The following is an 11,915-nucleotide window of genomic DNA, read 5'->3' as shown; positions in this document are numbered from 1 at the left end:
CGGATAATTTAATGTCCGCCGTAGCAATAATCAGGTGTATTTGATGTCTTAAAGTATCCTGTTGTTCTGCTTGAGCAGCCATTTGATGCCAGCAGACCTGTTCTTGAACAGAAATCTTGTTTTACAACTGTGTCAGGCATCGGGAATGTTTCATCAAAACTCTTGTGTTCTGACGAATCAGCAATATCACCGAATACATTTTTCCATATCTGACCGATATTCTCATAATCATTTGTCGGTATCGTTTCAGGGTTCTCATAACCTATCCATATACCTGAAACATAGTCAGGTGTGCAGCCTACAAAGTTCAGATCCTCCCATTTTTCCGAAGTACCTGTCTTGCCGACCAGATCGGTCTTCTTAAGTTTTGCGTATCTGCCTGTACCTTCCTTATCATTGATAACGTACTGCATCATACGGTTCATTATATAAGCTGTGCTGTCAGAGATCGCCTGCTTATATCCGTCATTCTTTTCGTAAATGACCTTGCCCGCAGAATCTTCGATCTTATAAACGAAGCTGACATCATATTTTCTGCCGCCGTTACCGAATATCATATAAGCGCCCACAAGTTCATCAAGGCTCATACCCAGGCTTCCGACAGTCATAGCCGAGTAGTCAGATTCAGAATCACGAAGCGATGTGACATCCAGCTTTGTCTTGAGGAAATTAAAACAGTAAGCAGGAGTCAGCTTGTCTACCAGCTGTGCAGGCATAGTATTGAGCGATTTGAGCAACATCTGATAAGTGAAAAGGTCTTTATATGACCAGTTACCCGACAAACCATCTTCAGAGTAGTTTACAGGCCACTGTGATTTAGTGCCGTCTTCCTGCTCCACTTCCATAAGAGGTTTATCATTATAAAGCGATGACATGGTTATCAGATCCTGATCCAACGCGGGTGCGTAAGAAGCTATCGGTTTAATACACGAACCCGGTGATCGTGAACCTTGTGTTGCCTGATTGTAGCCACGTATATCAGTCTTTTCAGAACGGCTGCTGACGACTGATCTGACATTTCCCTTATAGTCCATACAAATAAAAGCAGACCAAAGAGTATCTTCTTCAGGATCCATATCATAAGTCGTAAAATTACTTGCATCCTGCATCGACTTTTCCACACGGCGTTGCATGTCTATATCAACGTTAGTATAAACAGTATAACCGCCATTATAGAGCCTCGTCTGAGCATCTTCATATGTGCAGCCTGCCTCTTCTGCTATCCTGCTGATAGCTTCTTCTATCGCAGCATCAAGATACCAGTCGGTTATTCCCTGATCTTCAAGTTCACCATCATAAACTGTTTCACTTGAGTAATTGAAATTACCTGCCAATTCGAGCTCTTCATGGAGCGCCTCGTTGTACTCCTGCTCTGAGATAGCACCGTTATCAAACATTTTTTTGAGGCAGTACTTACGTCTGATATTGTTATTGTCAATATTATCTATTGGATTGTTGTACGCGGGAGCATTATTCAAACCCGCAAGGCAAGCCGCCTCAGCAAGGTCAAGTTCGGAAACATCTTTGCCAAAATAGAAATTAGCTGCTGCCTGAATGCCGATTATATCTTCCTTCTGAGTACCCTGAGGAACGATGTTCAGATAGCTTTCAAGAATTACATCCTTAGTATAGGTTTTCTCAACATTAATAGCGCGGAATACTTCGCGTATCTTACGCTCAATACCCTGAACACCTTCAGTTGCAGCATCACCTGTCAGGTTTTTTATAGTCTGCTGGGTGATGGTCGAACCACCTCTTGTTCTGTTATTCGGCAGGAATATATTTACAAATGCAGCAAACGTACTCTTGAAGTCAACACCGTCATGGCTGTAAAAACGCTCGTCCTCTGTATACACAAAAGCGTCCTGAACTACCTGCGGAATATCTTCAAGGTCGACCCAGATATAGTGCTTATATTCATTTCTCATTGAATAGTAAAGCACATACTGATCTATCGGGTCATCAGTTTCCTCATCATAATCAGGATTATCATAAAGAAAGCGGCTAATATTGCTCTGCGGATTCTTTTCAAGTGTTACTGTAGTTGTAGTATCCGCAAAATTCAGCACATATATCGTCAAAACGGTGCCAAATATAGACATCGTGATAATAACTATCAAAAAAATCGATAGCAGTAAAGTACCAAAAGCCTTAAAAATGTGCACCACAGGACTGGTGCCGTGTCTTTTCTTTGTTCTTGTTGTATTTCTTCTTTTTTGTTCCATAAAGTCAGACCTTTCGTTATTGTATGCGCATTAACACACAAACATCAACACTTATATTATTATACCATATTTTTAAGAATAATGCAACCCCAACGCACACAAATTATGACGCAGACAGGCGCTTAAAACAGTACAATAATACCATTGCAGGTTCATCTTTCTGTAATAAAAAATGGGGACGAATAATCGTCCCCATGATAAATGCCGATTATTCAGCGCTCTCGTCCTCGTCATCGAGCAGAGCTCTTCTGGACAGACTGATCCTCTTCTTTTCAGAATCGATCTCAGTGATGCGGCAATCAACAACATCACCAACAGCCAGTATATCAGCCACATTGTTTACTCTCTGATTTGCGATCTGAGAGATGTGGATAAGACCATCGATACCATCAATGATCTGCGCGAATGCACCGAAAGAAGTGATGGAAACGATAGTTGCCTTAACGTCCTGACCCTCTTTGTAGTTGTTAACAAAGATCTCCCAAGGATTTTCGGAATCCTTCTTGTATGTAAGAGAAACCTTCTTAGTTTCAGGATCGATATCCTTGATAGTAACAGTTACCTTGTCACCAATAGAAACAACATCAGAAGGATGCTTGATCCTGTTCCAGCTGAGGTCTGCTCTTCTTACCAGACCATCTACGCCGCCAAGATCAACGAATACGCCGTAGTCAGTGATAGACTTAACAACGCCTTCCATCTCAGTGCCGGGAACAGCAGTTTCAAAGAACTTGCTCTGTGCAGCAGCCTTTTCTTCTCTTGCTACAGCTCTTACAGAACCAACAGCTCTCTGCTTAGCGTCGTTAACTTCAAGGATCTTGAACTTAACAGTCTGCTTCAGCAGTTCATTGAGGTCATAATCTCTTCTGGGTGCAGCCTGTGAAGCAGGTACAAATACCTTAACGCCATCAGAAGAAACCAGTACGCCGCCCTTTACAACATTGGTAACAACGCCTTCCAGTATCTCGCCGCTCTCAGCAGCATCCTTGATCTTCTGGAAACTCTTAACAGCGTCAACTCTCTTCTTGGAGAGGAGAACGGTACCGTCAGTATCGCTGGTCTTGATTACGATCAGTTCGATGGTATCACCAACGCTTACGATATCAGAGGGCTTCTTGGTAGGATCATCAGTCAGCTCGTTCAGAGAAACATAGCCGGTGTGCTTGGTGCCGATGTCAACAATGACCTCGGTATCGTTCACAGATTCGACAGTGCCTTCAACCTTCGCTCCCGGATATATTTTTTTGAGGGTCTTATCGATCGCCTCCAGATTAAATTCTTCGTCAACAGTATTGTCAACATTGTTCAGCAGTTCACTCATAGTGTCCTGTACCTCCTTTATAATATAGCCGGGTGTCGAAGCACCGGCAGAGATTCCGATAAATCTTGCGCCGCTCAGGTCAAGACCGAGCTTCTTTAATTCATCAGCTGTTTCTACGAGCACACATTTGCAGTGCTTTTCGCAGATAGCCTTAAGCTTATGTGTATTTGAACTGTGTCTTCCGCCCACTATCACCATAAGGTCAGCCTTTTGAGCCAGTTCTTCAGCCTCATTCTGACGGATATTGGTGGCATTGCAGATAGTTTCGCAGATCTCAGCCTGCGGCAGATACTTTCTGAAAAGCGGCACACAATCTTTCCACATATTCTTATTATACGTTGTTTGAGCCAAAATTGCAAGCTTTTTTGACGAAAAATCTCTATTTTTCACCAAATTTTCAAACTCGTCACAGTTTTCAAACACAAAACACTCACCTGTGCAGTGTCCCATGATGCCCTGTACCTCAGGATGTGACTTGTCGCCTGCGATAAAGACGGTATATCCGTCGGCTGATCTTTCCTTCGCGATATTGTGTATCTTCGTCACAAAAGGACAAGTTGCATCTACCACCTCTGCACCCAGCTTGTCCAGCGTGTCATAAACAGCCTTTCCTACTCCGTGTGATCTGATGATAACAGTCTGTCCTTCCCTGACTTCGGAAAGTTCAACAGGATAAACACCTTTAGACTTTAGGTCATCAACAACATTCTGATTGTGTATGATCGGACCCAGCGTCACAATATTATTTCGGTTATCCAATTCATTATACACCATTTTTATCGCTCTGTCTACACCAAAACAGAAACCTGCGCTTTTAGCTACAAAAAGTTTACATTTAGTTAACATTATTCATGCACCAGACTGGTTATTTCTTCCATTACTTTATTTTTAAGCACCCTCAGCGACTTGCTGTCGGTATTAGATGCACCTATCTCGGCGGGCACTATAGGTTCACCGTAACGCACGATGACTTTACTGCGGAATTTCAGCTTCCCTTCAAAAGTTATGCCTACAGGTATGACCTTTGTCTGAGCAACTGCCGCGATCAGCGCAACGCCTGTCTTGCCCTTGCCGACTTTGCCGTCTTTAGAGCGTGTCCCCTCAGGGAATATGGCAAGATTTCTGCCGCTCTCCAGCTTTTCTATAGATGTGTCTATAACAGCCGTATCGCCCTTTCCTCTTGTCACAGGGAACGCACCAAGATTGGATATCAGCCATTTAAAAGCCTTATTTCCCTGAAAAAGCTCTTCCTTAGCCATATATGACAACGGTACGCGGGCATGGAGCGCTATAAAGACAGGATCCTGATAGCTTCGGTGATTTGATGCGAAAATGTTTCCGCCGTCCTTTGGAACATTCTCTGTACCCTCCCACCTGATATCATAATATAAATGATAAATACCGATGACTGCCCACCTCAGGATCCCATAAACCAGCACTTTCAGCGGGTTGACATGGTGAGTTTTCGATATCGGCTGAACTTCCATCAGCACTCTGGGAGTCCGCTCTTTTTTTACCGCACCGTCATCATCGTTTTTTTTTACGCCCAGCTTCTCATTTATGACCCTGCATATCTCGTCAATAGACTGCTGAAGATCAAGCGATGTCGTATCGACTTCTACCGCATCATCTGCCTTTTTAAGAGGTGCTGTTTCGCGGTGGGTATCGTTGTAATCACGCTGTTCGATATCTCTCAGAACTTCCTCAAAAGTCGATGGATCACCCTTTTCCTGTAGTTCCTTTAAACGGCGCTGTGCCCTTGCCTCAGCTGAAGCGGTCAGGAATATCTTCACATCGGCATTCGGCAGAACAACTGTGCCGATATCTCTTCCGTCCATGATGATATTATTCTCTTTCGCCATCGTCTGCTGTAAATCAAACAAAAATGCTCTTACCTCAGGTATAGCTGATGTCTTCGATGCCGCCATAGATATCTCAGGCGTTCTTATCTTATCGGAAACATCTTCACCGTTCAGTATTACATGCTGTGCGCCGTCTTTATACTCCAGCTTTATGCTTATCTCAGACAGCTTGCTGATTATTTCCTCAGTGTTGTCAAGGTCAACACCATTTGTTACCATATAGCAGGCAACCGAGCGATACATAGCGCCTGTATCCACATATACGTACTGCATTTTTGCCGCAACAGCCTTAGCGATCGTGGATTTTCCCGCTCCCGACGGTCCGTCAAGTGCAATATTTATTCCCATATATTACAACTCCTTTTTCAAAGTTTATTTCATATATTCACCTTTTCAAAGGTATTCAACAGCCTGCGCACACGCATAAGCGGTAGACCACGCTATCTGCAAATTGAAACCACCCGTGTAGGCATCAAGGTCAAGCACCTCACCGATAAAATAAAGACCCTTGCACAGCTTTGAACCCATTGTTTTAGGGTCTATCTCGGAAACTTCCACACCGCCGCGTGTTATTATAGCTTCATCTATCGACCTCAGCCTGTCAACCTTGTATGTAAGTTTTTTCAGCAGTTCCACCAGATCACGGCGCTCTTCCTTCGTTATCTGATTGACCCGCTTATCAGATGGTATCCCGCTCCGTTTCACGATAACAGGTATCATCTTAGCAGGCAGAAGTTTTCCCAGTGAATTGCCGAATTCGCGGTTCGGAAAATCTCCGAGATCACGCAATATCCGCGCATCGAGCTGTTCTTTTGAAAGCGCGGGTTTCAGGTCTATATCGATGTGATAGCTATGCTTATCGATATCACCGATATGTGCACTGGCAGAAAGCACCAGCGGTCCCGAAAGTCCGAAATGTGTGAACAGCATCTCGCCAAGTTCTTCATATAAAGGCTTGGTCTTGTTATCTTCCCGCAGCGAAAGGGTGCAGTTTTTAAGGCTCAATCCCATCATTTCTGCGCATTCTTCACGTTCGGCGGTAACTATCGGGCATAGTGACGGCACTATCGGAGTCACATGATGCCCCAGCGACTTAGCCAGCTTATACCCAAATCCGTCCGAACCTGTCTTTGGATAGGAACGCCCGCCTGTTGCGATTATAACACTTCCGCCGTGATATTCTTTAACACCGCACTTTGCACCTAAAACCTTGCCGTCTTCAACAAGCAGTTCGGTCACTTCCCCGCTGACCAGTTCTGTTCCACAATCAAGACAGCACTTCACCAGTGCATCTGCAATGTCATGCGCGCTGTCACTTACAGGAAATACCCTGTTTCCGCGCTCAGTCTTAAGCGCAACACCCAACCCCTCAAAAAAAGCCATCACATCTTCGGGTGCAAATCGGCTCAGCGAAGAGTACATAAAACGCTCGTTTCTGGTGATATTCTTCATTACCGTCTGTGCATCACAATTATTGGTAACATTACAGCGTCCCTTACCTGTTATGCGCAGCTTCCGCCCGAAACGTTCGTTTTTCTCGATGATAACAGCACTTTTGCCAAGCAGTCCCAACTGCGCTCCGCAAAAAAGTCCTGCGGCACCGCCGCCGACTATTACAGCATCATACATCTTCATCATCTTCGTTACGCTCAGTAGTTTCAGTGTTTTTCGCATATACATCAAAGTCTTCCCAGACTTTTTCCAACTTGCCGAAAGTCTGTGTCACAAGGTCAACATTTCTTATAGATATCGCTGCTATAAGCGCATTGACCAGACTTAGCGGTGCGACCAGAGAGTCTGCAAATGAAGCCATATCGCTCTTGGCAAGCAGCAGAGCATCTGCATAATCAGCCAGCGGTGAACTGGTGGAATCTGTGATAGCTATCACCCTTGCTCCGTTGGTCTTTGAGTATTTGAGCGCTTTGACTGTCTGATTTGAATATCGCGGGAAAGATATACCTATCATGACATCATTGCTGTCGATTCGCATGATACGTTCAAACAGCTCAGAAGTTGTAGTGCTGGGCACCAGCTTGACATGCGGAAAAAGCAGATTGAGATAATAATTCAGAAAATACGCCAGTGCCGCAGAACTTCTTGTACCGATGATATATATTGTGTTGGCAGAGGTTATAAGGTCTACTGCATGATTGAAATCATCTTTGTTCGTAGCATTTAGCGTTGCCCTGATACGATCGATATCCTGATTCAGCACTCTCTGCAGAACATCTTCACTGTTCATCTGTTCAGAACTTACCTCGATACGCTGAACAGCCGTCAGCTTGTTTCGCATAAGATCCTGCAGCTGCCTTTGCAGTTCGGGGTAACCGTCATAACCAAGCTCAGATGCAAAGCGCACCACAGTCGATTCACTTACACCCACCGTCTTCCCCAGCTTTTGTGCCGTCATGAAAGCAGCTTTGTCATACTGCGAGAGTATGTAGTTTGCGATCAGCTTGTGCCCCTTTGAAAGGTTCGGCAGCTTTGCTTTAATTACAGAAAACAGATCTCTGTTCAACTAAAATCACTCCATTTCATGGTGCAGCCCTCACTTGCTCCACAGACTTTCCTGCAGCGCGATGATCTTCTTTCGGCGCTCTTCAGCAGCCTCACGATCGATATGATAAGCGCCATCAGCATACACCAATATATCCCCCGCTCTCACATCAGCGGGCAGTTTATCCAGCGGAAGCCTGACCATACTGCCATTTTCTTTCTCACAAACAGCATATCCGCCTTCCATTCTGTCAACTGTAGCTATCATTTCTTTCCTTTTGAACATTCCACACTCAGCCCCGTCCCGTCAGAAATAAACACGATATTGCCGTCACGCGGCGTCAGGTAAATGTTATCCGCGTACTTTTTCAGCCTGCGAAGAGTTGCATCATGCGGATGACCATAATCATTGTTACGCCCGCATGAGATAACTGCATAGTCAGGCTTGACAGCATCCAGAAATTCCGCTGAAGAGGAAGTATAACTGCCATGATGCCCTGCCTTGAGTACTTTAGCATCAAGTTTAAGGTCACGCGAAAGCAGGTCCTTCTCTTCTGTATTTTCACAGTCACCCGTGAACAGGAAACTGTTATCACCGTGAACAAGTCTTACAATGACCGAATAGTCGTTCAGATTTTCAGAATCCTTAATGCCCGAAGCATAAAGCTGCACCTTACAGAAGCCGAGCGTGAACTCACTGTCTTCTGCGGGTGTGACAGTCATATCTTTTGCACTGAGCATGTTCAGCATATTCTCATACACCTGCGTGGTGGGTGTGTATTCAGCAGGAAAACGCGGCATTATGAAGTTATCGACCTCAAACTGCCCGATTATCTCTGCCATTTCTCCTATATGATCTGCGTGCGGGTGAGTAGCGATAAGGTAATTTATTCGTTTTACTCCCTGTTTCATCAGGTATCTTTCGACCGTATTGCTTTCATCCCTGTCACCACTGTCTATCAGCATTACCTCACCCTGCGACATTATCAGCGCGCAGTCCCCCTGACCAACATCTATAAAATGCACTTCAAGGTCAGCGCGGGTGGCAGGTCTTTCGGAAAGTCCCAGCCGCACAAGGATATCCTGAAAGGGCATTATACCCGTATAGTTAAGCAGATATATGACTCCTGCCGCAAACGCAGCAAGAACAAGCAATATAAGCTGAAAACGAGTCTTCACGCTCAGTTTCTTCTTGCCGCCGACAGGTTTCGGCGGCGGAGTGTTGGCAGGCTTTTTAGCTTTTTTGAATACAGCCATTATCTTCTTGCCCGCATTTCCAGCCATTCAGCTTCCGTAAGATTGATCTTTCTGGGTTTAGCGCCGTCCTGCGGTCCGATTATCCCCATTTCCTCGATCTGATCCATTATCCTTGATGCGCGTGAAAATCCGAGTTTCAGCTTGCGCTGAAGATATGAGGTAGAAGCATTTCCGGTACGGACGATAACGGTTATCGCCTGATCAATAAGATCATCATCGGGGTTGACAACGACATCTTCCATTTCAGAATTGCCGCTGTTCTTCTTATCTTCCTTAGGCTTCGGCATGTTCTCTTCTACCTCAGCCATGACGGATTCACTGTATTCGGCAGTGTGTTCACTCTTAAGGAATTTGACTATCTCAACTATTTCCTTAGTATCAGCATAACCCGACTGTATTCTGATGGGCGTTTTTACACCGACAGGCTTGTACAGCATATCTCCGTAACCCAGCAGTTTTTCAGCGCCGCCCTGATCCATGATAACTCGCGAGTCGATATTGCTTGAAACACTCAGCGAAACGCGCGATGGTATATTTGATTTGATAAGACCCGTGATAACATCCTTTCGCGGCGACTGCGTTGCGATTATCATATGGATACCCGCTGCACGCGCCAGCTGTCCCAATCTGATGACCGAATCTTCGACCTCACTGCCTGCTACCATCATAAGATCGGCAAACTCGTCTATAACTATGAGTATCTGCGGCAGCGGCTTCATCTTTGTGTAAACAGGATCCTGCATATCCACAGGTTTTGCCTGTTCCTTTGCAAGCATATCGTTGAACTCTTCAAGATTTTTAACATTGTTAGCCTCAAACTGCTTATAGCGCTTGTTCATCTCATTGACCGCCCAGCCCAGTGCACCTGCGGCTTTAAGCGGATCTGTGACAACAGGTATCAGCAGATGCGGTATGCTGTTATACGGCTTGAATTCGACCATCTTCGGGTCGATAAGTATCAGCTTGACTTCATCGGGCGCAGCATGATACAGCACACTAAGTATTATCGAGTTCGTAAATACAGATTTACCCGAACCTGTAGTACCTGCTACCAGCAGATGAGGCATCTTGGCGATATTACCTATAACGATCTTGCCCTCGATGTCCTTGCCGACAGCAAATGTCAGCTTACCCTTTGCTTTTCGATACTCGTCACTGTCAATAAGTTCACGCAAAGAAACAGGATCTCTCACATCGTTCGGCACTTCGATACCGACACATGGCTTTCCTGGAACAGGCGCTTCTATACGTATGCTAAGTGCCGCCAGATTAAGTGCTATGTCATCAGCAAGATTGAGTATCTTTGATACCTTAACTCCCGCCGCAGGCTGCAATTCATATCTGGTAACAGACGGACCTCTGAAAATTCCCGTTATGCGGGTCTTGACCCCGTATACTTCCAGAGTTTCCACCAGTTTCTGCGATTTTTCCTGTATCTCAGCTTCTATAACATCTTTATCGATTTTTTTCTTGGGATATTGCAGCAGTTCGATGGGAGGATAAACGTATACGGCTGCCTCTTCATCACCTTCAAACGCCGTATCCTGACCGTTGCTCTCCGCATCATCAGCAGCCGCATCAGATTCATCTTCGCTTTCCTGCGTCCTAGCTGCCATTTTTCTGCTGACAGCCTGCTCAATGATTTTTTTCAGGTCTGCATCAGCACTTTCCTTTTCTTCATCGATATCCTCTGTCACATCAGCTGGTTCTTCACTTTCTGCATTTTCAGACTTTTTCTTCCGCTTGTTGCTGCGTGGAGTTTCATCTATGACAGGCTCAATGACTTCAACATCGATGATGTCCTTCTCTTCTTCGGTTTCAGCATTTTCTTCTGTCTGCTCATTTTTAGGCAGAAATCTTGCAAAATCTACGCGCTGTTTCTGCTCAGACAGCTGTTCGCAGAAATCTTCCTGAACAGTTTTTTTCTTCCGCTGTTCAGTAGTATTTTCTCTTCTTTCAGCCGCTATGCGTTCCTCGCGCTCCTGTCTTGCGGCGATACGCTCGACTCTGTCGGTATGGACTGCTTCAACAGAAACCACGAACGGTTTGGTCATCAGCTTAAAAAACTGTGGCAAAGTAAGGTCAGTAAGCAGGAGAATGAACAAGAAAGCTATCAGAAATATGATGATAGCCGCACCCACTCTCTTGAAAGCAGCCAGCAGAGGCCAGCCCAGCACAGCACTGGCAAGCCCGCCGCCGCGCAGTTCGACACCGTCATCATAGAGTCCGCGCAGCTTCTTGAAAAAGCTGCCGCCATCGACCGAGCCGACCTGCAATATCTGTATCATGCCGCTCGCCAGCAGCATCAGCATACCGCCTTCAACACACTTGGCGACAACCGTGTTTTTCTTGGTATTGGAAGCTATCATAAGCGCCACATATATCATTATCGGAGCAAAAAGGAAAACCGATACACCGAACATTCCCCGATTAAAGTTATGGAACGACCGCCATAGCCCGTCACCCTTGATGAAGGTGATAAGCAGTTCCAGTATGCCCCAGAAAAACAATATGTACGACCAGAAACGCCTTATTTCACGTTCTTTGGCAGCACTCAGCGCATCCTGCGCAGCCTTGCTCACCTTAGGCTGACTTGTTTTGGCAGTATTATTTGACTTAGAAGGCGTTTTACTGCCTGTCTTGTTCTTAGTGGCACCCGCCGCCATTGAAACTCTTTCCTTTCCTTGACTTTCTTATGATACTTATAAATCAGTATCGATAAACCGCAAAAAGCCCGGATACACGACCCAAGCT

The 11,915-nt window shown here is 45.3% G+C and carries 8 protein-coding genes; all 8 read right to left on the bottom strand.

The features are described from left to right. Positions 1-8 precede the first annotated feature (8 nt). Positions 9-2,069, bottom strand: coding sequence for a transglycosylase domain-containing protein (locus CUS_RS14585; protein ID WP_227945478.1), 2,061 nt, complete (start codon positions 2,067-2,069; stop codon positions 9-11). Between the two features lie 364 nt (positions 2,070-2,433). Beyond that, positions 2,434-4,392, bottom strand: a complete 1,959-nt coding sequence (locus CUS_RS14580; protein ID WP_037277622.1) for a bifunctional 4-hydroxy-3-methylbut-2-enyl diphosphate reductase/30S ribosomal protein S1 — start codon at positions 4,390-4,392, stop codon at positions 2,434-2,436. Further along, positions 4,392-5,756, bottom strand: coding sequence for a (d)CMP kinase (gene cmk, locus CUS_RS20735; RefSeq protein WP_002852037.1), 1,365 nt, complete (start codon positions 5,754-5,756; stop codon positions 4,392-4,394). Before cmk ends, CUS_RS14580 begins: the two co-directional genes overlap by 1 nt. 45 nt (positions 5,757-5,801) lie before the next feature. Beyond that, on the bottom strand, positions 5,802-7,082 hold the full coding sequence (locus CUS_RS14570) for an NAD(P)/FAD-dependent oxidoreductase (protein WP_227945500.1): 1,281 nt from the start codon (positions 7,080-7,082) through the stop codon (positions 5,802-5,804). Beyond that, positions 7,030-7,926 carry a MurR/RpiR family transcriptional regulator gene (locus CUS_RS14565; RefSeq protein ID WP_002852374.1) on the bottom strand — a complete coding sequence of 299 codons (897 nt, stop codon included), beginning with the start codon at positions 7,924-7,926 and terminating at the stop codon, positions 7,030-7,032. Before CUS_RS14565 ends, CUS_RS14570 begins: the two co-directional genes overlap by 53 nt. A gap of 30 nt (positions 7,927-7,956) precedes the next feature. After that, on the bottom strand, positions 7,957-8,190 hold the full coding sequence (locus CUS_RS14560; RefSeq protein ID WP_227945477.1) for a DUF3006 domain-containing protein: 234 nt from the start codon (positions 8,188-8,190) through the stop codon (positions 7,957-7,959). Then, positions 8,169-9,188, bottom strand: a complete 1,020-nt coding sequence (locus tag CUS_RS14555) for a ComEC/Rec2 family competence protein (RefSeq protein WP_002852329.1) — start codon at positions 9,186-9,188, stop codon at positions 8,169-8,171. Before CUS_RS14555 ends, CUS_RS14560 begins: the two co-directional genes overlap by 22 nt. Then, positions 9,161-11,827 (bottom strand): DNA translocase FtsK, encoded by a 2,667-nt coding sequence (locus CUS_RS14550; RefSeq protein WP_002852103.1) that lies wholly within the window; start codon positions 11,825-11,827, stop codon positions 9,161-9,163. Before CUS_RS14550 ends, CUS_RS14555 begins: the two co-directional genes overlap by 28 nt. Between the last annotated feature and the right edge of the window lie 88 nt (positions 11,828-11,915).

The organism is Hominimerdicola alba 8 (genome assembly GCF_000178155.2).
Lineage (GTDB): Bacteria > Bacillota > Clostridia > Oscillospirales > Ruminococcaceae > Hominimerdicola > Hominimerdicola alba_C.
This window is presented reverse-complemented; position numbering and strand designations above follow the sequence as displayed.

Excerpts from the sequence above, each read along its gene's own strand:
- CUS_RS14580 (WP_037277622.1), bottom strand. The coding sequence starts at position 4,392 with ATGTTAACTAAATGTAAACTTTTTGTAGCTAAAAGCGCAGGTTTCTGT.
- cmk (WP_002852037.1), bottom strand. The coding sequence starts at position 5,756 with ATGGGAATAAATATTGCACTTGACGGACCGTCGGGAGCGGGAAAATCC.
- CUS_RS14570 (WP_227945500.1), bottom strand. The coding sequence starts at position 7,082 with ATGCGAAAAACACTGAAACTACTGAGCGTAACGAAGATGATGAAGATG.
- CUS_RS14560 (WP_227945477.1), bottom strand. The coding sequence starts at position 8,190 with ATGTTCAAAAGGAAAGAAATGATAGCTACAGTTGACAGAATGGAAGGC.
- CUS_RS14555 (WP_002852329.1), bottom strand. The coding sequence starts at position 9,188 with ATGGCTGGAAATGCGGGCAAGAAGATAATGGCTGTATTCAAAAAAGCT.
- CUS_RS14550 (WP_002852103.1), bottom strand. The coding sequence starts at position 11,827 with ATGGCGGCGGGTGCCACTAAGAACAAGACAGGCAGTAAAACGCCTTCT.